Genomic DNA, 24,098 nt, shown 5'->3' with positions numbered 1-24,098 from the left:
ACATTCATAGGATAAAACCGTGCAAATTATCGACTAATTGACAGAATCAGGTCAAATTGATATTTTTCATATATGAAATAACTTCAATCGGGAAAGACGATATCACGCCATGAACCTCAAGCAGCTCGAAGTATTTCTGGCAGTCGCCGAGAGCGGCAGTTTCTCCCGCGGCGCGGAAGCCACCTTCCTTACCCAATCCACCGTGAGCCAGCACATTGCCGCCCTAGAGAGCGAGGTGGGCGTGCGGCTCCTGGACCGGACGAGCCGAGGGGCGCTCCTCACCGAGGGGGGGAAAATCCTGCTGGAGCACGCCCGGAAAGTTGTGGCCGGCAGCCGCGAAATCAGCAAAGTCATGCGGCGGTTCCGGGGACTTGAGGAGGCGGAGCTGCGCATCGGCGGCAGCACCATCCCGGCCGATTACCTGATTCCCGCCATGCTCGCCTCGTTCCTGGGGCGGCACCCCGGCGTCCAGGTGACGCTGCTCCAGGGGGACAGCCGCGACATCCTGGACCGGATCGAGCGGGAGGACGCGGAGGTGGGCATCATCGGCAGCCGTTTCGACGAGGAGGGGTTCACCTTCACCCCCCTCGGCCGGGACGAGATACGGCTCATCGCCGCCCCGGGCCACCCCCTGGCGGGCACCGGAGCCGTTCCCCTCGCCGAACTGGCGAACCACGGCTTCGTCTTCCGGGAGCGGGGGTCGGGCACGGCCAAGAGCGTTGCCGAGGCACTGGCGGAGGCGGGCCTGCCCGCCGAGAGGCTCCACGTCCGCGCCTGCCTGGGCAGCAACGAGGCGGTCAAGCAGGCAGTGGCAACCGGTCTGGGGCTGTCGTTCGTGTCGGAGCTGTCGGTGCGCAAGGAGCTCGCCCGGGGCGAGCTGGTCGAACTGCCGGTGGAGGGGCTGACCATCGCCCGGACCTTTTATCTCGTCGCCCGCACCGGCCGGGAACTCTCCCCACCGGCCCTCGCCTTCATCGGCGAGCTGACCGGGACCCGGCTCGGCACCCGGTCCGCCTGACCCGCAGCTCGACGCTCCCCCGTCATTACACACCATGGAAAAGATTCTCATCATAGACGACGAGGCGTTCATCCGCGAAAACGTGGAGCGGATCCTCACCGAAGACGGCTACCAGGCCCTCTGCGCCGCCTCCGGCACCGAGGCGCGCGAGATCGTTGCCGACGAGGACGTGGACCTGGTCCTGCTGGACCTGAACCTGGGCACCGAGGACGGCATCGAGGTGCTCAAGGAGCTGAAGATCCTGGACCCGGAGCTCCTCGTCATCATCATCACCGGCTTCGGCTCGGTGGAAAGCGCCGTGGACGCCCTGAAGCTGGGCGCCTTCCACTACATGAAAAAGCCCTTCAAGGCGGACGCCCTGCGGGTCATCGTGAAGCTGGCGCTCCAGACCCAGACCCTGCGGCGCGAGGTCCGCAATCTCCGCAAAGGGGACCTGACCCTGTTCGAAAACGTCCCCCTGGTGGGGGCCGGCGAGGGGTTGAAGGAGATCATCCGCCAGGTCAAGGAGGTGGCCCGCTTCCCCCTCTCAACGGTCCTCATCACCGGCGAGTCGGGCACCGGCAAGGAACTGGTGGCGCGCACCATCCACCACCTCTCGGACCGGCGCGAGGCCCCCTTCGTCGCCATCAACTGCGCGTCCATGCCGGTTTCACTGCTGGAAAGCGAGCTCTTCGGCCACGAGAAGGGGGCGTTCACCGATGCCAGCCAGCGCAAGCCCGGCCTCTTCGAGGAAGCCCAGAAGGGGACCATCTTTCTGGACGAGATCGGCGAGATGGACGTCTCCATCCAGGCCAAGCTGCTGCGGGTGCTGGAGGACCGGAAAATAAGGCGGGTCGGCGGGACGCGGAACATCGACATCGACGTGCGGGTGATCGCGGCCACCAACCGCAACCTGCGCGACGCCATCCGCGAGGGGAACTTCAGGGAAGACCTCTACTACCGTCTCAACGTTTTTCCCATCCACATCCCGCCGCTGCGGGAGCGGAAAGAGGATATCCCGGTCCTGGCGAAATTCTACCTGGACCGCTACGGCCGCACCTTCAACCGCAGTTTCCAGACCATCTCGGCCAAGGCTCTGCGGCTGCTGGAAACGCACCCCTGGCCCGGCAACATCCGCGAGATGAAAAACGTCATCGAGCGGATCTGCATCATGCATGACGGCCCGGAACTGACCCCGAACCACCTGCCGCCCGAGATCAAGCAGACCGAGGGGGCCGCTGCCCCGCCGGCCACGGATGTGACCGCGGACCTGGCCCTGGGGCTCGAAGCGGCCACCGACCGCTACGAGAAGCAGCTCATCGCTGCGGCCCTGGACATGACCGGCAACAACGTGCTGCAGGCGGCCCAGATTCTCAAGATTCCACGGGGAACGCTGCGCTACAAGATGGCGCGGCATGGATTGCACGGGGGCGGAAGCGACGGGGGATAGGAAACGGCAGGTACCGCGGGGTCAGAATTCCGCGACGATCAGTTCTGACAGGGGCTTGCGGTCCGAGTGGTGGGGAACCCCGGACGGCCGTCCCACGGCGATCACCGCCATGAGCTCCAGGTTCGGCGGGAGCCCCAGCAGGTCGCGCACCTGGCCGGCGCTCTTCAGGATCTCGCCCAGCCACACGGCCCCGAGCCCCAGGGCGTGGGCCGCCAGCAGCATGTTCTGGAGGCAGGCCCCCATGGCCTGATGGTCCTTGGTCTCGTGGTACATGGCGTCCCGGTCGCAGAACACCGCAATGCTGACCGGCGCCCCTTCCACGATGTGGCGGTAGCGGGTGAGCCCCGCCAGGTCCCGGAGCTTTTCCCGGTCGCGGACAACGGCGAACCGCCACGGCTGGTTGTTGAGTCCGGACGGTGCCCATGCCCCGGCCCGGATGATCTCCTTCACCTCCGCGGGGTTCACCGGCTCATCGGTGAACTGCCGCACGCTGCGGCGCGAAAAAATCCCTTCGAGCAGTTCCATCAGCGCATCAACCGCCACAGGTAGATGAACGATCCCCCCACCGTCATGGCCGAGACGAGGCTCATGGCCTGGTGGACCGACATGGAGAAGGCTATCCGGCCCGGAAAGTCGGCCGCATTGGAAGCCCCGCCCAGGAACTCGATCAGGTCAACCCACTCCGGGTCCCACTGGTAGACCTGGAGGTAGAGGGCCGACCCCTTCCAGAGGAACAGGCAGACAAAGGCAACGCCGAAGGCGATGAATCCGCCGGAGATGGGGGAGTCCTTGATCTGGCGGTAAATCTTCAGAATCATGTCGAAGTTGACGATGGAAAGAAAGACCCAGTTGGCGTTGTCGATCATCCTGATCTGGCGCAGGACGTAATCGGACGGCGGCGGGTTGGTGTAAATGAACAGAGCCGACAGTGCGATGGCTCCCACGGTCAGGGTGGCGACGGTGCGCTTGCTGCCGGTTATTTCGAGGGTCCGGGTGAAGAGGTAGTACTCCCGGAACCCGAATGTCAGGACAATGATGGCGATGGTGCTGATCACGTAGTGGACCGCCGCCAGATGGTGGTACATGGAAAAGGGGTTGAGCGCGTACGCCTGGCTGAAGAAAATGAGGCAGAAGCCGATGGCGATGCTAGTCCAGAGGCGGGCATTGCCGATGCTGAAATAGATGCTGATGATGGCGGCGATCAGCCAGAAGAAGACCTCAACGATAGTCACTATGGTGACATTATGGAGAAACTCCACGTCAACCTCCCGTCAATTGGCTTACACCGGCACCAGGGCCCTCTCCGCGAAACGGAAGTTTCTCCGGAGAGTTGCGGCCATTGCAGATCCTTCGCACTACCCCGTCCTGTATAATACAACTCGTTAGGTAATGCAAATTTACAATTAACATGCCAACCCGTCCCTCCGGCACGTGGCAGCGGTCAGCGTTCGAGACGCACGGCCGCCACGAGCTCTTCCAGTTCGAGCCCGCTCCCGACCAGGACACCCAGGCTGCCGTCATCTTCGCGGCGATAGAGGTCGAAGAGGGGGCGGCGTTGTCCGTCCTCTCCCTTGACGCTCTTGGCGGTGACGATCCCCACCCGGGCAAGCTGGGGCTGGGAGCAGGAGTTGGGGCAGCCGGATATGGACCACCGGAGCGCCGCGGCGTCGTCGTTCATGGCGCCGATGACGGCCCGGGCCACGTCCCTGGTCGGCGCGAGCCCCATGGCGCATTCGTGGCTGCCGGGGCAGATGCGGAAGGCTACCCGCTGTTCGGGGCGGTCCGCAGCGAACCCGGCGGCGGCCATGGCGTCGAGGGCGTCCTGACGGCGCGCGGCCTCGGGCAGGAGGAAGCGCACGTTCTGATCGCCGGTGAGCACCATGAAGCCGCCGGCAACGTCACGGGCCACGGCGGCCAAGGACCGCAGGCCGCCCGTTGTCAGTTCGCCGGCAAAGACCGGTGCCTCCACGCAGACGTTGCCGGCGGCGACGGACGGGAACAGCTCGCCGCTGAAGAAGTCGGCCAGGGGCAGGGGCTGGTCTCCCCGGCGCTCCGCCACCAGGGCGAGGAATTCCTCGCGGCCCAGGTCGCGGACCAGATGCTTGAGACGCTTTCCCTTGGGCGCACGCTCCTTGTAGACCCGGACAATGGCCTCCACCAGGGGGATGATCCGATCCTCGGCCACCGCCTCCTCCACCAGGAATGCCGGCAAGGGTTCCCGGCCGAGGCCGCCGGCCGCCCAGACGTCGTAGCGCGGAGCATCGGCCTCGTTCTCCCGGTGCACGAGCGACAGATCCTGGATCAGGTGGCGCCCTTCGTTGTCGCCGGTGAACACGCCGATCTTGAATTTTTTAGGCAGTGCCTCGAAATGGGGATTGCGGGTAAAGTGCAGATGGAGCTTGTGGGCCAGCGACTGGACCAGGGGCCAGGCCGCGGCGGTGACCGAGCCGCAGACCACCCCGCGTACCGCCCCGCCGCAGGCGCCGCGGGTGGTGAGGCCCACGGCGGCAAGGCCGCGCCAGACCGATGGGAGGTGATCCTCGGTGAGGCCGTGCAGCTCGATGCTTCCCCTGGTGGTAAGATGGAGCAGGCCGCCGGCGAACCGGTCCGCGATGCCGGCCACCGCCTCGGCCTGCTCCGCTGAAAGAATGCCCGCCGGCACCTTTATCCGGAGCATGAAGGTTCCGGGGTGCCGCTGGGCATACACGCCGTCAATTCTGAGCTGTTGCGGATCGAATCGCATTGTTTACCTCTTTGGTAAATAATTTTACCAAAGAGTACCACACAAATATCGTACTTAAAACAATAAAATATCCCCAGTAATATACCGTACTATTCTCGATCATTTTTGTCGTACTTTTTTCGACCCTTTCCCTGCCCCTCGTCTCGTCGCTCACGGGCCGGACGCTGGAGTTCGGGCTCGCGGGCCTGTTCCGGGTGGGGCGCGGGACGCTCCGAGATTTCCCGTCCCTGGCTGCCGGCACTGCCGGGGGACGCCGGCATTACCTGCGGTGCCTGCTTCCCAGGGGCGGGGGCCTGCTTTTTCCTCTCCGGCACCTGCTTCATCGTGTCGGGGGCAGGCGTCTTCACCTGGGGCGACCGTTGCTGGACGCGGGGCTGGCGCGCCGCGTCATCCGGGCGTGGCCGGGGGGACGGCTCCTTACCGGGAACGGCGCGCGGGGGCGGGGGCGGGGACGCGTTGCGTCCCTTCCCTTCTGGTAACCGTTCGCGACCGGTGGGGAGCCCGGCACCTTTTCCGCCCTGCCGATTGCCGGACAGTGCCGGCGCCGTCTCCTGGCGGCGCGGCGTTTCGCGGTGCTTCACCCGCATTTCGCCGGCCTGGCGGCCGGGGCCGAAGACCGATCCCGCATCGCCGGGAACCGGGCGGCGGTCGCGCCGTACCTCCTCCGGCTTCAGCTTCCTGATGCGCTCCGGCGGCTGCCGTTCGGGGGCTATCCGCTTGTCGATGGGGCGCCGGGTTTCCCGGGCGGGCCTGATGGCCGGGGGACCCACCTCGACCCTGGCGGAGATGAACGGGTTCTCCCGCGCAATCGAACGCCCTCTCCTCCCCGTGATGAAGGTGTCCCGGTCGATGATGGTGACGGCGTTGCGGACGTGGATGTGGCGGTATGTGCGGACCACTACCGGATTCACCGCCACGTTCGTGATATCGACGCTGAAGGGGCCGTAAAAGCCGATGCCGTAGTAGACCTCGCCCGGCGCCAGCGGGACCCAGGCCACGGTGTCCGAGCTGTACACCCACCCCACGTACCCCGGCCCCCAGTAGGCGGCGCCGCGGGAGGGAGGCACCCAGCACCAGCCGACCCGGGACACGAATACCCACCGCCCGTAGTGGTAGGGCGCCCACCCCCAGGGCTCATAGGATATCCAGACGTAGGAGCCGCGCACCCACGTCCACCGCCCCAGCCGATAGGGGGCCCAATCCACGACGGCTGAGACCCGGGGCGACCAGACGTAGCCGTACTCCCCCGCGTAGAGCCACCGGCCGTTGGCGTCCAGGTCGGCCGCGTAGTCGTCCAGCTCGTCGGGCACGTAGCGGAGGCTTTCGGCCGCATCGGCCAGCACCCGGTTCCGCTTCCGGTTCCAGGTTTCCCACTCGTCGGGCGAGCCGATCGGGGCGATCTCCGCCTGCTCGTCGACCGTCAGCCGCAGCTCGCTGCCGGCGGAGACGCGCGTCGTGCCCTGGCGGGTCTCCACCACGGCATAGCCCTTGATCACGGCCACGACCGCGGCGCCTCCGCTCGTGGCGTCAACCATGACGATGGAGTTGTCGTAGATGCCGGTCGAGGCGTAGGGGGTGTCGACCCGGATGCGGTCGACCCCGCCCTTGCGATTGGTGAGATAGGCCCGTCCTTCGGCCAGGCTGAGCTGGAACGATTCCCGGCCCAGGTCGACGATGTCGAGGGCGGTCCGGGCATCGACCCGCACCTGGACTCCTCCCCGCACCTGGATCTCCGCCCGGCTCCCCTCCGGCGACCAGAGCCGGTCTCCTTCGGCCAGCGGCGTGTTGACCGCCGCCGCTACCCACTCATTGGTGTCCTCGGTGAGCATCTGCACGTCTCCCGCCACCAGCGAAAGCCGGGCCGTGCCCAACTGGGCCGCGGCGGCAGCCGACGCGGCCCAGAGGATCACAACGGCGCACAACGCTGCTGCGCGACTCGCGATTCCCATGATCAACCTCCCCTCCGGCGTCCCGCGCGGGACACCGGGCTGTTTCACAATTGTAGCGGCGGATGAACGGGCCGCAACGCACCCTCCATCCGTCTGGCAAAGACCGCTCCTTTTCGCTATACTGTCGGACAATTCGCGTCCCGGAGGTCCCATGGCCCGCCCCCCCCTCGACCAGGTCCGCACCATCGGCATCATCTCCCACATTGACGCCGGCAAGACCACGGTGTCCGAACGCATCCTCTTCTACACCGGCGAAACCCACAAGATGGGCGAAGTCCACGACGGCGACGCGGTCATGGACTGGATGCCCCAGGAGCAGGAGCGGGGGATCACCATCACCTCCACCGCCACCGTCTGCACCTGGCGCAACCACCGACTCAACCTGGTGGACACGCCGGGGCACATCGATTTCACCATCGAAGTGGAGCGGAGCCTCAGGGCCCTCGACGGCGCAGTGGCCATATTCAGCGCCGTGGAGGGGGTCCAGCCCCAGAGCGAATCGGTCTGGCGCCAGGCCGACCGCTACCGGGTCCCCCGCATCTGCTTCATCAACAAGATGGACCGGGTCGGCGCCGACCTGCGGGGCACCCTGCGCCAGATGGAGGAGAAGCTCAAGGCCCGGCCGGTGCTCCTCCAACTCCCCGTGGGCGAGGAAACCGGCTTCCGCGGGGTGATCGACCTCCTTGCCGCGGAGCTGGTTGCCTTTGCCGAGGGGGACCAGGGGCGGACCGTCAGCCGGGGTCCCGTGCCGGCGGACCTGCTGGACGCGGCGCGCGAGGCCCGGGATGCCGTTGCCGAGGCGGCCGCCGATTTCGACGACGCCATCCTCGCCGATCTCCTGGAGGACAAGGATATCTCCGCCGACCGGCTGCGGGGCGCGCTCAGGCGCGGGGTCCTGGCCTGCCGCATCTTCCCGGTGCTCCTGGGCTCGGCCCTCCGGAACAAGGGGATCCAGCCGCTGCTGGATGCCGTGGTCGACTTTCTCCCCTCTCCCCTTGACGTCCCCCCTGCCAAAGGCCAACGCCCCGGCAGCGAAACCGTTGACGAACTCCCCTGCGACCCGCGCGGCCCCTTCTGCGCCCTGGCCTTCAAGGTACAGTCGGAAGAGGGGCGCAAGCTCACCTACCTCCGGGTCTATTCGGGCACCATCAAGGCGGGCGGCGCGGTCTGGAACAGCTCCCGGGGGTGCTTCGAGAAGCTCGCCCGGCTCTTCCGGATGCATGCCCACAAGCGGGAACAGATCGAGGAGGCGGCCGCCGGCGACATCGTGGCGGCGGCAGGGCTCAAGGAGGTGCTGACCGGCGACACCCTCTGCGACCCGGCCCACCGGATCGTGCTGGAGGGACTGGCCGTGCCGGAGCCGGTGGTGTCGCTGGCGGTGGAGGCCCGCGGGGTGGACGACCGGGACAAGCTCCTGCCGGCCCTGGAGAAGCTCCAGTGGGAAGACCCCACCTTCCGGGTCCACGAGGACGAGGAAACGGGCCAGACCATTCTCACCGGCATGGGTGAGCTCCACCTGGAAGTGGTTGTGGACCGGTTGCAGAGGGAATTCGGCGTGGGGGTGAAGACCGGGCGGCCCCAGGTGGTCTATCGGGAAACCATCACCCGGCCGGTGGAGCGGCGGGAGGTCTTCCGGGCCGAGCACGAGGGGAAGGTCCAGGGGGGAGAGGTCCTGCTGCAGCTTTCGCCCCTGCCGCGGGGGGCCGGGGTGCGGGTGAGCGTGCCGGACGCCGCGGAACCGGGCATCGGCAAGGAGTTGCGGGACGCGGCAGCCGACAGCATCGGCCGGGCCTGCTCTGCCGGGTCCCGCACCGGCTATCCCCTCACTGATCTGGAGGTGCGGGTGGCGGCGGTTCCGGTGGAGCCGGGAGTGACCACCGAGGCGGGAGTGCGTGCGGCGGCAGGCAGGGGGCTCATGCTGGCGGCCCGGGACGCGGGGCTCACGCTCCTGGAGCCGGTCATGAACCTGGAGATCGTCATCCCGGCCGACTATGCCGGCAAGGTCCTCGGTTCGGTCCAGCAGAAGCGGGGACGGATCGAGGGGATCAGCAGCCAGGGCGACACGGAAACCATCCGGGCCCTGGTCCCCCTGGCGGAACTGTTCGGCTACATGACCGAACTGCGCAGCGCCACCAAGGGGCGCGGCACCTATACCATGGAATTCTCCCACCACGACCGGGCACCGGCCGAGGTGCTGCGGCGCTTCGGCCTGGAGGCGTGAACCGGACGGCTACTTCTTTTCCTTTGTGCGCAGCACCGTCCGCAGCCCCTTGGCCATGCGGCGCTCCCCCTTTTTGCGCTCCCGCCGCCCCTCGGCATCGGCCAGGGTAGCCATGGTTTCTTCTTCCAGCCGAAGCTTAAGATAGCTGCCGTAGCGGCCCGGATCCAGCCCGCCGCCGGCCAGGGCGGTGCGGACGGCGCAACCGGGCTCGTGCCGGTGGGAACAGTCGTGGAAACGGCAGCCGGCAGCCAGCTTCGCGATCTCGGGAAACGCCGCGTCGATCCCCTCGTCCACCTGCCAGAGGCCGAACTCCCGCATCCCCGGCGTGTCGATGACGATCCCCCCGCCCGGCAGGAGGATGAGCTGGCGATGGGTGGTGGTATGGCGCCCCTTGGCGTCCCGCTCGCGCACGGCTCCGGTGGCCATGACCGGATCCCCTGCCAGGCGGTTGACCAGGCTCGACTTGCCCACGCCGGACGGCCCGATGAAGCAGGCGGTCACGCCGGGGGCGAGAAGGGCCCCGACTTCGTCGACCCCGGCGCCGTCCAGGGAGCTGACGGTCATGACCCGGATGCCGGGAGCGACCGTTGCGGCCTCCTCCGCCGGTGCGGCCGGATCGCCGGACAGATCGCTCTTGGTGAGCAGCACCACCGGTTCGGCGCCGCTCTCGCGGGCCGCGGCCAGGAACCGCTCGAGCCGGCGGAGGTTGAGGGCGCCGTCCAGTCCGGCCACGATGAAGACGATGTCCACGTTGGCGGCCACCGGCTGGACCTCGGCCGCACGGCCCGACTCGCGGCGGGCCAGGATGGTGCGGCGGGGCAGAACGGCCCGCACCAGGACGGTGCTGTCGCCGGCAACGGGCTCCACGATCACCCAGTCGCCCACCACCGGCCGTTCGAGCCGGTCGCCGGCCGTCTCCCGCATGGCCCGCCCGGTAAGGATGGCCGCCACCTCGCCGTCTGCCGTGCGCACCCGGTATTCGCCGCGCTGCTCGGCAACGACCCGCCCCGGCCGGCCGGCGTCGGAGGACGCCCCGGCATGGGCGGCGAACCAGTCATCCCATCCCATTTTTTCAAGCAGTTCCATCTGGCTCCCTCGTGGGTGGCTTCATGCGCGGACATTCCGTTGAGGGTCCTGCGTCTACTGTGTCACATTTTCTCTGAACGTCCCGCAAGGGGGCCGGGGGCTCTCCCGGAGAAAAAAGTCCCGCAAAACAGCAGGATGCCGGTGCGACAGGAAATCGGCTCCATGGCTGGCAAGGCGAATCGGGGGACAAGGGCGTCGCTTGGAGTTTTTTCGGAGGGAGAGGTCCAGGCCGGTGTTCCCTGACCTCTCCCGGGGCGAAGCGGTGGGGCTGCCGGCTGCCGCTGCGGGCGGCCGGAAAGGGGCAGACGGGGCCCCGTCACTCCCCCAGGTAGGTGTACCCCAGGAGCGTCCGGTCCAGCAGTTCCAGGAAATGGCTGCTCTCCTCGATGGTAACCTTGCGCAGGGCCACGTCCTTCTCCAGGGTGTCGCGGACGTGCTTCAGGATCTCCGGCCCCTTGTACTGGACGTACTTGAGGCTCTCCCAGGTGGCGTCGCCATGGATGACCGTGTCGATCTTGTAGCCGGTCTTCTTGTTGAAGGTGACGTGCACGGCATTGGTGTCGCCGAACAGGTTGTGCATGTCCCCCAGGATCTCCTGATAGGCGCCGATCAGGAAAAAGCCCACGAAATAGGCCTCATCCTTGCGCATCTTGTGGAGCGGCAGAAACTTGGTCCGGCCGTTCTCTCCCACGAAGCTGGTGATCTCCCCGTCCGAATCGCAGGTGATGTCGGCGATGGTGGCCATCACGTCGGGCTTCTGGTTGAGCCGCTGGATCGGCACGATGGGGAAGAGCTGGTCAATGGCCCAGGAGTCGGGAATCGACTGGAACAGCGAGAAGTTGGCGAAATGGGTCTGCCGCAGGCTCAGTTGGAAATTCTGGAGTTCCTCGGGGATCGGCTTGATCTTTTCCACGATGCTGTTGATCTTGCGCAGGATCTTGCCGTGGAGCCACTCGGCCATGGCCCGCTCGTTGAGGGTCAGGTAGCCCAGGTTGAAGAGGCTCACCGCCTCCTGGATGAGCTGGACCGTGTCATGGTAGTCCTCCCGCAGCGAGTAGCGGTCGATGCTCTTGTAGATGTCCACCAGCTTCTTGACCGTGGGAGCCAGTTTCTCCGCCCCCTTGAGGGTTTCCTCGAAGTCGGGCATGGCATTGGACGTGTTGGTGTTGAGGAGGTTGGTCACGAGCACCGAGTAGTGGGCCGCCGTGGCCCGCCCCGATTCGGAGATGATGTTGGGGCATTCGACGCCGGCATCTTCGCAGATGTTCTTGATCTGGTAGATGACGTCGTTGGCGTACTCCTCGATGGAGTAGTTGACGCTGGAGAAGTAGCTGGACTTGGACCCGTCGTAGTCGACCCCCAGGCCGCCGCCGATGTCCACGTAGCGGATGCCGACCCCCAGCTTGCGCATCTCGGCGTAGATGCGGGTCCCCTCGATCAGGGCGCTCTTGATCTTGTCGATCTTGGTGATCTGGCTGCCGATGTGGAAGTGGAGGAGATTCACCCGGTCCAGGAGGTCGTTCTGCTCCAAAAGCCCGATGGCGGCGATGATCTCGGACATCCGGAGGCCGAACTTGGCGTCCTCCCCGCCGGAGGTGGCCCACTTGCCGGTCCCCTTGGAGGAAAGCTTCACCCGGATACCGAGCTTGGGCTTGATGCCGGTCTTTTTGGACAGGGCAATGATCTTCTCCAGCTCGAACATCTTCTCCACCACGATGGTGATGTCGTAGCCGATCTTGGTGGCGTAGAGGACCGTCTCGATATACTCGGTGTCCTTGTAGCCGTTGCAGATGATGGGGATGCCGTTGCCGGTGGCAAAGGAGATGCCGATCACCAGCTCCGGCTTGGAGCCCACCTCAAGGCCGATGTTGTAGCGCTTGCCGAACTTGGCGATGGCCTCCACCACCTGCCGCTGCTGGTTCACCTTGATGGGGTAGAAGGTCTGGTAGGTGGCCGGGTAGTCGTTCTCGTCGATGGCGTTCTTGAACACCCGGTTGATGGATGCGATCCGCCCCTGGAGCACGTCCATGAACCGGAGCAGGATAGGGGGCTTGATCTTGCGCTTGATCAGATCGTCCACCAGGGCACGCAGGTCGATGGAATGCTTGGACGTGGGTGACGGGTGCACGCAGACGTTCCCCTTCTTGTTGATGGAGAAGAGGTCGGCGCCCCAGTTGGGGAGGTTGTAGATCTTCGCAGATTCGTTAATCGACCAACGTTCCATATGCTCTCCTGGCGACGCCATATTCGCGCACTAACGCCGCTGTTAGGTAATCGTTTTCAGTTTACGGTTTTCCCAAGGGGCGAGAGATTTCGGCCAGATCGGTGCCGGCCCGCAGAAACCGTGCCGAGGCGTAGCAGCGCTACGTTGAGGCAGGGTTTCGAGGACGCGGCGTCGAGATGGTCGGAAGATATCGCCCCTCCTTAAGACAATCTGCTCTTGAAATCCTCGTATCCGAACGTCCTCACCACCCGCAACTCCCCGGTCTCCGGCTCGAAGGTGCAGATGGCCGGATGCTGGATGCCGTTGAACGTGGTGGTCTTCACCATGGTGTAGTGGGACATGTCCTCGAAAGAGAGCCGGTCGCCCGGCTTCAGGGGCTTTTCAAAGGACCAGTCGCCGATGACGTCCCCGGCCAGGCACGACGGCCCGCCGAGGCGGTAGGTGTGGGCCTTCTCGCCGGGGTCGAAGCCGCCGGTAATGCCGGGACGGTAGGGCATCTCCAGCACGTCGGGCATGTGGCAGGTGGCGGAGACGTCGAGGATGGCGATGTCCATCTCGTTGTGCACCACGTCCAGCACCTCCCCCACCAGGATGCCGGTGCCGATGGCAATGGCCTCCCCCGGCTCCAGGTAGACCTCCACGCCGTACTTTCCCTTGAAGTACGTGATGAGCTCCACCAGGGCGTCGATGTCGTACCCCTCACGGGTGATGTGGTGGCCGCCCCCCAGATTCAGCCACTTCATGCCGTGGAGAAACGGGCCGAACTTTTCCTCGAATACCGTGGCGGTCCGCGCCAGGGGCTCGAAGAGCTGCTCGCAGAGGGTATGGAAGTGGAGCCCCTCCACCCCCTGGAGGGATCTGCCGTCGAACTCCCGCCGGGGAATGCCGAGCCGCGACGCGGGCGCGCACGGATCGTAGATGGGGGTATGCCCCTCGGAATGCTCCGGGTTCACCCGCAGCCCCACCGAGACCCGTCCCCGCTCCTTCTCCCACAGGGGCCGGAACCGCTCCAACTGGTTGAAGGAGTTGAAAACCAGGTGGTTGGAGGTGGCAAGCAGCTCCACCACGTCGCTCTCCTTGAAGGCGGCCGCGAAGCTGTGGACCTCCCGGCCGAACTCCTCGCGCCCCAGCCGGGCCTCCCACGGCGAACTGGCGCAGACCCCGTGGAGCGTCTCCCGGATGATCGGGAAGACGCTCCACATGGCGAAGGCCTTCAACGCCATGAGTATCTTGGCGCCGCTGCGCCGCTGCACCTGGTCCAGGATGGCCAGGTTGTGGCGCAGCCGCCCCAGGTCCACCACGTAGGCGGGAGACGGGGCAAGCTTCAGGATTTTTTCGATGTCGATACCAGTCAAAGTCCAGAACCTTATTTACCGCGGACGGCGCTGCAGAGAGACAGTGATCAAACGTCTTAACCGCCGGAGCGCAAGATTTCGGCCAGATCCTCGCACCCGCAGGGATGCCGGCGGAGGCGTAGCAGCGCTACGCCGCACAACGGGCATTCCGAGAACGGCGGGGAGATGGTCGGAAGAGTGCGCTCCTCCTACAGCTCCGGCCATTCGCCGCCGTCCACCACCACCGTCGGCAGCCCCATGGGCCCAAGCTCCGCCAGGAACGGCTCGGGATCGAACTGCTCCATGTTCCAGACGCCCGGGGCGTGCCATTTACCGGTCAGCATCATGATCCCGCCCACCACCGCCGGTACGCCGGTGGTGTAGCTGATGGCCTGGGAGCCGACCTCTTTGTAGCAGGCCTCGTGGTCGCAGATGTTGTAGATGTAGACCTGTTTCCGCTTGCCGTCCTTGAGGCCGCGGGCGATGACGCCGATGCAGGTCTTCCCCTTGGTGAGGGGGCCGAGGGAACCGGGGTCAGGGAGGAGCGCCTTCAGGAACTGGATCGGCACGATCTTCTGCCCCTGGAACTCCACCTCGTCGATGCGCGTCATGCCCACGTTCTGGAGCACCTCCAGGTGCTTCAGGTAGTTGTCGGAGAAGGTCATCCAGAACTGGGCCTTCTTGATGGTCGGGATATGCTTGACAATGGACTCCATCTCCTCGTGATAGAGGCGATAGATGTTCATGGGGCCGATACCCTCGGGAAAGTCGAAGACCCGCTTGGTGGAGAGGGGGGGCGTCTCGACGAACTCGCCGTTCTCCCAGTGGCGGCACGGGGCGGTCACCTCGCGGATGTTGATCTCGGGGTTGAAGTTGGTGGCAAAGGGCTGGCCGTGGCTCCCGGCGTTGGCATCGATGATGTCGATCTCCTGCACCTCGTCCAGGTACTTCTTGGCGGCCAGGGCGGTGTAGACGTTGGTCACGCCGGGGTCGAAGCCGGAACCGAGCAGCGCCATGATCCCCGCGCTCTTGAAGCGGTCCTGGTAGGCCCACTGCCAGGAGTACTCGAACTTGGCGGTGTCCAGGGGCTCGTAGTTGGCGGTGTCGAGATAGTCGACCCCGGTCTCCAGGCAGGCGTCCATGATGGTCAGGTCCTGGTACGGCAGGGCCACGTTGATGACGAGCTTCGGCTGCTCTTTCCTGATGAGCGCCACCAACTCGGGGACATTGTCCGCGTCCACTTGGGCAGTGGCGATGCTGTTGTTCAACTGGGCGGCGATGGCGTCGCACTTGGCCTTGGTCCGGGAGGCCAGGGTGATCCCGCTGAAGATGTCCCTGCGCTGGGCGCACTTGTGGGCAACGACCTGGCCGACGCCGCCGGCTCCGATTATCAGTACCTTGCTCATGATTCCTCCTGGGCGCCGCCATATTCGCGCGCTAACGACGTCTGCTCGTCGACGTAGCGCTGCTACGCCTGCGGGCCCCTCTCCTCTCATCCGCCGTTATCATCACGAATCTGACGCCGCTTGAACTAATGATATGGGCTGAAATCCGTGTAACAATTCTTGAGAACGCGATATTTCGGAAAGAGCGCGTTCGTTAATAATCAAAGGTCGGCGGGGTCACGACCCAGAGTATCTTCGCCGGCCCCTTGCCGATGTTCTTCACCGTATGCCGCTTGTCCGAGGTGAAGTAGAAGCACTCGTCCTTTTTCACCGTGTAGATCTTGTCGTCCAGCCGGAGCTGGATCCGGCCCAGAAGGACGAAGCCGAACTCCTCCCCCTCGTGGAAGTTCTGCTCGTCCATCTCCTCGCCCGGGGACAGGGTCACCAGGGCCGGGTCCATCTCCCGGTTCTGGGCGCCGGGGACGAGGAGTTCCACCGTCACGGCCGCATCGTCGGCCGAGGTCTGAACCCGGGCATCCTTGCCGTAGACCACGTCCTCGCCGATGGGGTCGCTGAAGAACTCCTGCATGCTGACGCCGAAGACGTCGAGGATGTCCTTCAGGGTGGCGATGGACGGGGAGGTGGCGTCGTTCTCAAGCTGGGAGATGTATCCCTTGGTCAGGTCGGCCCGATTGGCCAGTTCCTCCTGGGTGAGGGAGTTGATCATCCTGAGCCGCTTCAACCGCTCGCCGATCTTCACGTGGTTTCTCCTGGTTCAGAAATACTAAACTCTTTGTTTACACACGCTGTTTAGCATTTCTAAACTTTCTGTCAAGCAGCCGGTTTAGCATTTCTAAACTTTTCGTTTAAACCAATCGACACGAGGGGAGGTATATAATACAAAGAAAACAGGGTGTCAACGATTTTTTGACCCGGCCAAACATATTCAGAACCCCGCACCATTCCGTCACGTTCGGCCGATCACCGGCTTGACATTTTTCAACGTATGCCGTAGGAGAAAGTATACTATTTTCGAGGAGGAACGAAGATGCTGAAGGGAAGCACTCTCGGCTTCATCGGCGGCGGGAACATGGCTGAGGCGATCATCAAAGGGCTGCTGGCCGGCGGGGTCGCGGCGGCGGACGTGATGGTGGCTGAACCGGTGGCCGCGCGGCGGGAATACCTGCACGGCACCTACGGCATCGACGTCTGCGCCGACAACGGCCGGGTGGTTGCCGCTGCCGGCGCCCTGGTCATGGCCGTGAAGCCCCAGGTGTTCCGGGGCATGGCTGCGGCCCTGGGGCCGGCAGGGCTCGACGGCAAGCTGCTCATCTCCATCATGGCGGGGATCACCACCGCGGACATGGAAGAGGTCTGCGGCAGCGCGGCCCGGGTGATCCGGGTGATGCCGAACACCCCGGCCCTGGTGCTGGAAGGGGCATCCGCCCTCTGCCGCGGCAGGAATGCCACTGATGACGATCTGTTCTTTGCCGCGGGAATCTTCGACCTGGTGGGGACCACCTGCGTGGTGGAGGAAAAGCTCATGGACGCCGTCACCGGCGTCTCCGGCTGCGGCCCGGCCTACGTCTTCCTCTTCATGGAGGCCCTGTCCGACGCGGGCGTGAAAAACGGCCTGCCCCGGGACGTGGCCACCCGGCTGGCGGCCCAGACGGTGCTGGGAGCCGCGAGGCTCCTTCTGGAGACCGGCGATCACCCGGGCATCCTCAAGGAAAAGGTCACCTCCCCCGGCGGCAGCACCATCGCCGGCATCGCCTCCCTGGAGCGGGATGCCTTCCGCGGCGCGGTCATGGCCGCCGTGGACGCCGCAACCGCCCGCTCGGCGGAGCTGGGGAAAAAATAACGCTTCTTCGCCGCAGAGGAGAACTCTCAACGTGCAACGGCGGCTGCCACGAATCCCGTATCGATCAGGGTGGAGACGGCGGAAATCCGGTGCTACTCTGTGTCCTCTGTGGCCGCAGCCTTTCGGTTCATCTTCTCAAAGAGCTCGATCTGCTCCGCCAGGGAGAGCTTTTTGCCCTTTGCGCACCCCCGCAGGCAGAGGGAACAGCGGTCATCACCGCACCACTGGCAGAACCGGCAGTCGGGGCAGGGATGCTTTTTCGGCGGATCAGTAGACGACATTTCTCTTGGGGCCGCTCCCGGCCAGGATCTGGGCGAAAACCTTCCCCTGGTCGGCGTTGATCATGAGATAACGGGGCAGCTTCATGACGCTCTCGGCCGGGGTCACGTGGCGGCGGTCGATGGTGAAGGTGGCCCGGTACCCCAGCACCCCGGCCCGGCGGATCAGGTCGTCGTCATAGATGCCGAAGGGCCAGGCGAGCATGTCCACCGTCACCCCCAGCTCCTTCTCGATCTTTTCCCTCGATTTTTTCAACTGCGACTCCACCAGCCGGTCGAACTCCGCCGGGGGGAGCTTCTTCCGCTCCTTCTTGAAGTTGGGATGCCAGTAGGTATGGGACTGGAAATCGAAGAGCCCCGTTTTTTTCAGCTCCCGGAGCTGGTCCCAGGTCATGGCATACTTCGCGTTCGAGACGGCCGAGGGGTAGATGAAGACCGTCACCGGCACCCGGTACTTCTTCACCAGCGGCAGCATGTCGGTGTAGACCGACTTGTGGGCGTCGTCCTCCACGATCACCACCGACTTGGGGGGCGGCGCCGGTCCCTTTTTCAGATAGAAGTCCACCACCTGCCGCAGGGGGATCACCCGGTAGCCGTTGTCCCTCAGGTACTTCAGGTGCTCCTCGAAGACCGGGGTCTTGATGGTCATGCCGTCGGCAACGGTGGGGCCGAAGCGGTGGTAGAGGAGGATGGGGACCGAGAAATCCGCGGCCGAAACCGGCCGGGGCACGGCCCGGGCGGTGGACGGGAAGGACGCCAGGAACATAACCGCGACAATCAGGCGGAACAGCATGGGCGCTACAACCTCCACAAAGGGAATGACTACGGGAATTGCGGCCCAAAGGCCGCCACGGGGATAGTGACGGGAGAGCTGGTCAGGGGCGGTACACCCGCTCGCCGAACAGGGCCGTTCCGATGCGGACCAGCGTGGCTCCCTCCTCCACGGCGGCTTCGTAGTCGCCGGACATCCCCATGGAGAGTTCCGCCATGGACACGCCGGGGATCTTCTCGGCAGCCACTGCGTCGGCCAGGCGCCTGAGCTCCCGGAAGTAGGGACGGGCCTCCTCGGGGTCGTCGAAGAAGGGAGGCATGGTCATGAGACCCCGGACCCGCACGTGGGGCAGGGTCGCCATGGCCGCCACCAGGTCCGTGAGTTCGGCCGCGGAGGTGCCGCTCTTGGTCTCCTCGCCGGCTATGTTCACCTGCACGAGGATGTCGCAGACCGCGTCGAGCTTTGCCCACTGGCGGTCGATCTCCTCGGCCAGGGACAGGCGGTCAACCGAGTGGATGCAGGTCACGAGCCCGGCCAGGTACTTGACCTTGTTGGACTGGAGATGGCCGATGAAATGCCACTCCACCGGCTCGCGCACCTCACGGGCCTTGGCCGTGAATTCCTGCACGTAGTTCTCGCCGAAGAGCCGCTGCCCTGCCCGGGCCGCTTCCTCAACCGCCTCGGCCGGCATGGTCTTGGAGACCGCCACGAGGCGCACCGGCGCCGGATCACGCCCGGCCCGCCGGGCCGCGTCCGCGATCTTTGCCAGGATATGGGTCAGATTGTCGGCGATTGCCATGGCCGGAACTCACAGGGCGCCGATGCGGCGCAGATCCTCCACCACTTCGCAGAGCGGCAGGCCAACCACATTGGTATAGGAGCCGTCGATCCGCTCAACCATATAGGCAGCGCCCCCCTGGATGGCATAGGCTCCGGCCTTGTCCATGGGGCAGCCGGTGGCCACGTAGGCGCTGATTTCCTCGTCCCGCAAGGGCTTGAACACGACCCTGGTCACCACCGCCTTGCAGAGCAGACCGTCGCGCTCCCGGTCGTAAACGGCATAGCCGGTGATCACCTCGTGGGAAACGCCGGACAGTTTCCTGAGCATCCGCACGGCATCGGCCTCATCCACGGGCTTGCCCATGATCTCGCCGGCGCAGACCACGATGGTGTCGGCACCCACGAACCAGCGCCCCTCGGTCCGGGCCGCCGTGGCCACGGCCTTGTCCCGGGCCAGGCGCACGGCGAAATCCGCCGGGGCCTCGCCGGGGATGGGCTCCTCGGGGATATCGCTCGCGAAGACGTCGAACTCCACCCCGGCCGATGCCAGCAGCTCCAGCCGACGGGGCGAGGCGGACGCCAGGACGATCCTACCCTTTTCCATCCTTTTCTCCCTCGTTCCGCGCCTTGATCCGTTCCTCGTGGCGGCGTTTCTCGATCTCCAGCTCCTCCCAGTGCTTCTTCCAGTCCTTTTTCCTGACAAAGGAAAGGACCACGGCCCCCACCAGGATCACCACGCCCCAGAAGATGTTCATGACCTGGGACCGCGCAATGCCGTAGCCCAGGGAGACGATCCCCATGAGGATCAGGAGCGCCTCCAGGGAGAGGAGCCTGCCGATGAGGGATATTTCCTGTTTTTCCTTGTCGTCCATAGATACCCCGTAGGAGCGATCCTTGCGATCGTCCGCTTCTGGTGTCACGCGACGTCAAGGGCGAACGCGAGGTTCGCCCCTACACTGTTGCGAGCCAATGATCCAGTTCCGCCAGGGCCCGTTCCGCAAGCCTTCCCCGGCGCTCCTTCTTCTTCACTTTCCCCTCGAGGGGCGGGAACAGCCCGTAGTTTACGTTCATGGGCTGAAAGTGCCTGGCCGGCGCCGTGGTGATATGGGCCACCAGCGCGCCCAGGGCGGTGGTCGGTGGCGGGACTGCCGGTTCCTCGCCCCGCACGAGCCGGGCACTGTTGATGCCGGCCAGGAAACCGCTGCCCGCCGATTCCACGTATCCCTCCACCCCGGTGATCTGGCCGGCGAAGAAGGTGCGGGGATCGCCCTTGAGCCGGAAGGTGGGCTCCAGCAGGGTCGGCGCATTGATGAACGTGTTGCGGTGCATGGAGCCGAGCCGGACGAACTCGGCGTTCTCCAGTCCGGGGATCATCCGGAAGACCCGCCGCTGCTCGGGCCAGGTGAGCTTGGTCTGGAAGCCCACCAGGTTGAACAGGGTCCCCTCCCGGTTCTCGGCCCGCAACTGCACCACCGCGTGGGGCTCCCGGCCGGTGTGCGGGTCCGTGAGCCCCACCGGCTTCAGGGGGCCGAAGCGGAGGGTTTCCCGCCCCCGTTCCGCCATCTCTTCGATGGGCATGCACCCCTCAAAGTGTACCACCTTTTCAAAGTCCCTGGCCGGCACCTTTTCCGCGGCAAGAACGGCATCAACGAACCGCTCGTACTCCTCTTCGGACAGGGGGCAGTTCAGGTAGTCGTCGCCGTCCCCCTTGCCGTAGCGGGAGGCCCGGAAAACCTTGCCCGCATCGAGGGAATCGGCCGCAACGATGGGAGCGATGGCATCGTAGAAGTAGAGGCTGTCGCCGGTGATCTGCTTCAGCCGCTCGGCCAGGGCGTCGCTGGTCAGGGGGCCCGAGGCGATCACCAGGATCCCCTCGGCGGGAAGCTCCGTCACCTCCTCCCGCACCAGCTCGATCAGGGGATGCCCTTCGATCCGCTCGGTCACGTAGGAGGAAAACAGCTCCCGGTCCACGGCCAGGGCGCCGCCTGCCGGCACCCGGGTGGCGTCGGCAGCGGCCATGACGAGGGAGCCGGCCCGCCGCAACTCTTCCTTGAGGAGCCCCACGGCGTTCTCCAGGGACTCCCCCCGGAGCGAGTTTGAGCAGACCAGCTCCGCCAGCCCGGACAGGTGGTGGGCCGGCGAGTAGCGCTGGGGCTTCATCTCCCGCAGGACGACCCGCACGCCGCGCCCGGCGATCTGCCAGGCGGCCTCGCATCCCGCCAGGCCGCCGCCGATGATGGTGACGGCACCGGTCACGGGGACGGGTCCCCGCCGGCGGGAATCTCGAACTTCTGGAGGGGGTGGCCGGCCAGGAGCCGGGCCTTTCCCTTCTCCTCGTCCCAGAGGGTCAGATACCCCTTCCAGCCGCTGTCGAGCAACTGGCGGATGTGGGCCACAACCTCCCGGGAGGGTGGCACGTGAAAGGCGTTGTACCCCGAGAAGCCGCCGGGCGGAATGAGCCGGTAGGCGCCGCATCCCCGCACGACGCTCCGCTTGACGATGGTGGGCAGGGCGAAGGTCCAGATCTGCTCCTCGTACTTGGTCCAGCCGCAGATGGGGCACATGACCCGCCGGGAGCTCGCCTCGCCCCAGCACTCGGTATCGATCCGGGCATAGGCGAAGCGGCACTGTTCACAGGCTTCATGCATATCGGCAAGCATCATGGGATCCCCTTATCGACCACGTTCCGTGCGAGAAAAAGGCGGGGATCGCTCCCCGCCCGGTCGGCCACGTGATTACTTTTTCCCTTCGGTCCGGTAGTCGCATCCTTCCTTGGGACACTTGAGGAACTCCCCTTCCCGCTTGTAGACCTTCTTCACCAGCAGCGGGAAGCCGCACGTGGGGCACGGCCCCGGCTGGGGCGGATCCCAGAGGGCGAACTTGCACTGGGGGTAGCGGTTGCAGGAGTAGAACATCTTGCCGTAGCGGGACTTTTTCTCGGTCAGCTCCCCTTCCTTGCACTCGGGGCAGGTAAGGCCGGTCCCCTTGGGCTTTACCAGGGGCTGGATGTTCTTGCAGGCGGGATAGGCCGAGCAGGCCAGGTACTTGCCGAAGCGCCCGTCCTTGATGAGCATGGGGCTGCCGCACTTGTCGCACGTTTCCTCGGACAGGACCGGCTCAGCCTTCTCCTTCCCTTCCCCCTGGTCGATGTTGCGGGTATAGGTGCACCCCTCCTTGTAGCCGGAGCAGGCGATGAACTTGCCGCGCTTGCCGAGCTTCACCACCAGAGGTTTTCCACAATCGGGGCATGCCTCGTCCGTGGCCTCGGTGGTGAGGTCCGCCTTGCTGACCTCGCCCTCCTTCTGCCTGAGCAGCCCCTGGAAGGGCTCCCAGAACTCGCGCAGCAGCGGCTTCCACTGTTTTTCCCCCCGGGAGACCTGGTCGAGCTCTTCCTCAAGAGTGGCGGTGAAGTTGTAGTCCACGTACGTGGTGAAATGGTTGGTCAGAAGATCATTAACCACCATCCCCACATCCTCGGGGATGAAGCGCTTGCTGTCGAGGCGGGCGTACTTGCGCTCCAGGAGCGTGTTCATGATGGAGGCGTAGGTGGAGGGGCGCCCGATGCCGTATTCCTCCAGCGTCTTCACCAGGCTCGCCTCGGTGTACCGGGGGGGCGGCTGGGTGAAGTGCTGCTCCGGCAGGAGCTTCAGGAGCTTAAGGAGCTCCCCCTCCGTGAGGGGAGGCAGGGTTCCCTCCTTCTCTTCGGCCTGGTCGTCCACCCCTTCGATGTAGAGCTTCATGAAGCCGGGAAAGCGGATCACCGTGCCGGCGGCCCGGAAGCGGTAGCCCGTGCCCGCGCCGATGTCGACGGAGGTCTGGTCCAGGAGCGCCTCGGCCATCTGGCAGGCCACGGTCCGCTTCCAGATCAGGTCATAGAGCTTGAACTGGTCCGAGGAGAGGTACTTCTTCAGCTCCGCGGGAGTACGGGCGATGGAGGTGGGACGGACCGCCTCGTGGGCCTCCTGGGCGTTCTTCGCCTTGTTCTTGTAGAAGCGGGGCTTGGCCAGGGCGTATTCGGGACCATACAGGGAGGTGATGACCTGGTGGGCCTCCTGCAGGGCCTGGTTCGACAGCACCACGCTGTCGGTACGCATGTAGGTGATGAGACCCACGAGCCCCTCGTCGATGGCGACCCCTTCGTAGAGCTTCTGGGCCGTGGACATGGTCTTCTTGGCCGAGAACCCCAGCTTGCGGGCCGCCTCCTGCTGGAGGGTGGAGGTGGTGAACGGCGGCGCCGGCGTCCGCTTGCGCTCGCTCTTGGTCACCTTGTCCACGGTGTAGGTGGCGTTCTCCAGGGCCGTCACGAGCCGGTCGGCGGCTGCCTGGTCGGGGATGTCGAACTTGTCGAGCTTCTTCCCCTCGGCTTCGACCAGGTTGGCGGTGCACTTCTGCCCCTTTTCCTTGGCCAGCTCCGCGCCGATGGTCCAGTATTCCCGGGACTGGAACGCCTGGATCTCCTTCTCCCGCTCGCAGATGAGCCGCAGGGCCACCGACTGGACCCGGCCGGCGGAAAGGCCGTAGCGGATCTTCTTCCAGAGGAAGGGGGAGAGGTTGAAGCCCACGAGATAGTCGAGGATGGAGCGGGCCTGCTGGGCGTCCACCAGATCCTGGGAGATGGTGCGGGGATTCTCCACGGCGTGGACGATGGCGTCCTTGGTGATCTCGTGGAACACCACCCGCCTGACCGGCACCGGCGGCTTCTCGGGCTTCACGCCCAGGGCCGCCAGCAGGTGCCAGGAGATGGCCTCCCCTTCCCGGTCGGGGTCAGTGGCCAGCAGGAGCGAATCGCTCGCCTTCAACTCCTTCTTGATGGCGTCGATGTGCCGCTTGCTCTCGGGCAGGACGGCGTAGCGGGGCTCGAAATCGTGTTCCACGTCCACGGAGCCCTGCTTGCTGGGCAGGGCGCGCACGTGGCCGTAGGATGCGAGCACCTTGTAATCCGGGCCGAGGAACTTCTCTATGGTCTTAGCCTTGGCAGGAGATTCTACTATGACGAGATGTTGGGACATAGACGGTAC

At 65.3% G+C, this 24,098-nt stretch carries 21 protein-coding genes; 4 read left to right on the top strand and 17 right to left on the bottom strand.

The window, feature by feature from the left end; genetic code table 11:
* Window positions 1–109: 109 nt before the first annotated feature.
* Complete coding sequence (locus AC6CDK_RS00415; RefSeq protein WP_039643418.1) at window positions 110–1,018, top strand: selenium metabolism-associated LysR family transcriptional regulator; 909 nt, start codon at window positions 110–112, stop codon at window positions 1,016–1,018.
* 34 nt (window positions 1,019–1,052) lie between these two features.
* The gene (locus AC6CDK_RS00410) at window positions 1,053–2,447 is read left to right on the top strand and encodes a sigma-54-dependent transcriptional regulator (RefSeq protein ID WP_039643416.1); all 1,395 of its coding nucleotides are present in this window, start codon (window positions 1,053–1,055) and stop codon (window positions 2,445–2,447) included.
* A gap of 21 nt (window positions 2,448–2,468) precedes the next feature.
* Here the strand turns inward: AC6CDK_RS00410 and AC6CDK_RS00405 are convergent, their stop codons facing one another.
* The 4 genes from AC6CDK_RS00405 to AC6CDK_RS00390 form a co-directional block, all read right to left on the bottom strand.
* Window positions 2,469–2,972 (bottom strand): nitroreductase, encoded by a 504-nt coding sequence (locus AC6CDK_RS00405; protein WP_039648120.1) that lies wholly within the window; start codon window positions 2,970–2,972, stop codon window positions 2,469–2,471.
* Window positions 2,972–3,706 carry a hypothetical protein gene (locus AC6CDK_RS00400; protein WP_039643414.1) on the bottom strand — a complete coding sequence of 245 codons (735 nt, stop codon included), beginning with the start codon at window positions 3,704–3,706 and terminating at the stop codon, window positions 2,972–2,974. The genes AC6CDK_RS00405 and AC6CDK_RS00400 overlap by 1 nt, the downstream gene beginning before the upstream one ends.
* A gap of 182 nt (window positions 3,707–3,888) precedes the next feature.
* Window positions 3,889–5,190 (bottom strand): nitrite/sulfite reductase, encoded by a 1,302-nt coding sequence (locus AC6CDK_RS00395; RefSeq protein ID WP_039643413.1) that lies wholly within the window; start codon window positions 5,188–5,190, stop codon window positions 3,889–3,891.
* Window positions 5,191–5,279: 89 nt separating this feature from the next.
* Window positions 5,280–7,139: a DUF6600 domain-containing protein gene (locus AC6CDK_RS00390; RefSeq protein ID WP_192905282.1), complete on the bottom strand. Its 1,860-nt coding sequence runs from the start codon at window positions 7,137–7,139 to the stop codon at window positions 5,280–5,282.
* A gap of 151 nt (window positions 7,140–7,290) precedes the next feature.
* Between AC6CDK_RS00390 and fusA the strand changes: the two genes are divergently transcribed.
* Window positions 7,291–9,360, top strand: a complete 2,070-nt coding sequence (gene fusA, locus AC6CDK_RS00385; RefSeq protein WP_039643411.1) for an elongation factor G — start codon at window positions 7,291–7,293, stop codon at window positions 9,358–9,360.
* Between the two features lie 9 nt (window positions 9,361–9,369).
* Here fusA and rsgA read toward each other — a convergent pair whose 3' ends face one another.
* The 5 genes from rsgA to AC6CDK_RS00360 all read right to left on the bottom strand — a co-directional run bounded on the left by rsgA (window position 9,370) and on the right by AC6CDK_RS00360 (window position 16,149).
* Complete coding sequence (gene rsgA, locus AC6CDK_RS00380) at window positions 9,370–10,446, bottom strand: ribosome small subunit-dependent GTPase A (protein ID WP_039643409.1); 1,077 nt, start codon at window positions 10,444–10,446, stop codon at window positions 9,370–9,372.
* 316 nt (window positions 10,447–10,762) lie between these two features.
* Window positions 10,763–12,670, bottom strand: a complete 1,908-nt coding sequence (speA, locus tag AC6CDK_RS00375) for an arginine decarboxylase (protein ID WP_039643407.1) — start codon at window positions 12,668–12,670, stop codon at window positions 10,763–10,765.
* Between the two features lie 200 nt (window positions 12,671–12,870).
* Window positions 12,871–14,025, bottom strand: a complete 1,155-nt coding sequence (gene nspC, locus AC6CDK_RS00370; RefSeq protein ID WP_039643405.1) for a carboxynorspermidine decarboxylase — start codon at window positions 14,023–14,025, stop codon at window positions 12,871–12,873.
* Window positions 14,026–14,213: 188 nt separating this feature from the next.
* A complete protein-coding gene (locus AC6CDK_RS00365) occupies window positions 14,214–15,410 on the bottom strand; it encodes a saccharopine dehydrogenase family protein (RefSeq protein WP_039643403.1) in 1,197 nt (398 codons plus the stop codon).
* 193 nt (window positions 15,411–15,603) lie between these two features.
* Entirely contained in the window at window positions 15,604–16,149 is a 546-nt protein-coding gene (locus AC6CDK_RS00360; protein ID WP_039643401.1) for a helix-turn-helix domain-containing protein, read from the bottom strand.
* Between the two features lie 288 nt (window positions 16,150–16,437).
* Here AC6CDK_RS00360 and proC point away from each other — a divergent pair, with 288 nt between their 5' ends.
* A complete protein-coding gene (gene proC / locus AC6CDK_RS00355) occupies window positions 16,438–17,250 on the top strand; it encodes a pyrroline-5-carboxylate reductase (protein WP_039643399.1) in 813 nt (270 codons plus the stop codon).
* Window positions 17,251–17,342: 92 nt separating this feature from the next.
* On the opposite strand, the gene AC6CDK_RS00350 is transcribed toward proC, so the two are convergent.
* From AC6CDK_RS00350 to topA, 8 genes are all read right to left on the bottom strand, one after another.
* Window positions 17,343–17,531: a hypothetical protein gene (locus AC6CDK_RS00350; RefSeq protein WP_192905283.1), complete on the bottom strand. Its 189-nt coding sequence runs from the start codon at window positions 17,529–17,531 to the stop codon at window positions 17,343–17,345.
* The gene (locus AC6CDK_RS00345) at window positions 17,518–18,321 is read right to left on the bottom strand and encodes a polysaccharide deacetylase family protein (RefSeq protein ID WP_039643394.1); all 804 of its coding nucleotides are present in this window, start codon (window positions 18,319–18,321) and stop codon (window positions 17,518–17,520) included. The genes AC6CDK_RS00350 and AC6CDK_RS00345 overlap by 14 nt, the downstream gene beginning before the upstream one ends.
* Before the next feature lie 82 nt (window positions 18,322–18,403).
* On the bottom strand, window positions 18,404–19,099 hold the full coding sequence (locus AC6CDK_RS00340; protein WP_039643392.1) for a YggS family pyridoxal phosphate-dependent enzyme: 696 nt from the start codon (window positions 19,097–19,099) through the stop codon (window positions 18,404–18,406).
* Window positions 19,100–19,108: 9 nt separating this feature from the next.
* Window positions 19,109–19,684, bottom strand: a complete 576-nt coding sequence (locus tag AC6CDK_RS00335; RefSeq protein ID WP_039643391.1) for a Maf family nucleotide pyrophosphatase — start codon at window positions 19,682–19,684, stop codon at window positions 19,109–19,111.
* Window positions 19,671–20,000 carry a hypothetical protein gene (locus tag AC6CDK_RS00330; RefSeq protein ID WP_237560684.1) on the bottom strand — a complete coding sequence of 110 codons (330 nt, stop codon included), beginning with the start codon at window positions 19,998–20,000 and terminating at the stop codon, window positions 19,671–19,673. The genes AC6CDK_RS00335 and AC6CDK_RS00330 overlap by 14 nt, the downstream gene beginning before the upstream one ends.
* 31 nt (window positions 20,001–20,031) lie before the next feature.
* Window positions 20,032–21,336, bottom strand: coding sequence for a methylenetetrahydrofolate--tRNA-(uracil(54)-C(5))-methyltransferase (FADH(2)-oxidizing) TrmFO (gene trmFO / locus AC6CDK_RS00325; RefSeq protein WP_192905284.1), 1,305 nt, complete (start codon window positions 21,334–21,336; stop codon window positions 20,032–20,034).
* On the bottom strand, window positions 21,333–21,743 hold the full coding sequence (locus AC6CDK_RS00320) for a hypothetical protein (RefSeq protein WP_039643388.1): 411 nt from the start codon (window positions 21,741–21,743) through the stop codon (window positions 21,333–21,335). Before AC6CDK_RS00320 ends, trmFO begins: the two co-directional genes overlap by 4 nt.
* Before the next feature lie 72 nt (window positions 21,744–21,815).
* Window positions 21,816–24,089 (bottom strand): type I DNA topoisomerase, encoded by a 2,274-nt coding sequence (gene topA, locus AC6CDK_RS00315; protein ID WP_039643387.1) that lies wholly within the window; start codon window positions 24,087–24,089, stop codon window positions 21,816–21,818.
* Between the last annotated feature and the right edge of the window lie 9 nt (window positions 24,090–24,098).

Source organism: Geobacter sp. PheSNFMC, from assembly GCF_059620965.1.
The sequence above is the reverse complement of the archived record's forward strand: the minus strand, read 5'-3'. Positions and strand labels throughout refer to the sequence as shown.